We start from the raw sequence: 488 nt of genomic DNA, 5'->3' as shown, positions 1-488 counted from the left end.
GAGTGCGCTCATCGCCCACCTCCGATGTCCGGCCAGGGTTGGGCCAGGGCGCTCAGACCCGAGAGGTCGACTTTGGCGTAAATCTCCGTGGTATTCGGCGAGTGATGCCGGAGCACTTGGCCAATCTCGGCCATGGAAGCGCCTCCTCGCAGCATCTCCGTTGCCAGGGTATGCCGAAGGATGTGAGCGCCCTTGGCCGGTGGATCGAGACCGGCGCGCTCCAGGGCACGTCGCACGAGAGTTGAGACGGTTGACGGCCCCGCCAAGCCCGAATGAGGCGCCTGCAGGCGCACGAAGACCCGACGCGAGCGGGTCGCGGGGCGCGCCTGACGCAAGTAGGCGGCCAGTGCTTCTCCGGGCTCCGTCAGGAGCGGCAAGCGCTCGTGCACCAGGCCTTTGCCGCGAATGGTTACTTCGCCCGCTCGCCAATCGATGTCATCGATGTCGAGGGTGACGACCTCACTGGCGCGCAATCCCAGGCGAGCGAG

Annotated in this window: 1 protein-coding gene; it reads right to left on the bottom strand. The window is 66.8% G+C overall.

The genetic code is table 11. The features are described from left to right. Positions 1-8: 8 nt before the first annotated feature. Positions 9-488 (bottom strand): tyrosine-type recombinase/integrase (locus G3446_RS27280; protein ID WP_164456761.1); only part of this gene is annotated, 480 nt, incomplete at its 5' end.

This window comes from Thiorhodococcus minor (assembly GCF_010820565.1).
Taxonomy (GTDB): Bacteria; Pseudomonadota; Gammaproteobacteria; order Chromatiales; family Chromatiaceae; genus Thiorhodococcus; species Thiorhodococcus minor.
The sequence above is the reverse complement of the archived record's forward strand: the minus strand, read 5'-3'. Positions and strand labels throughout refer to the sequence as shown.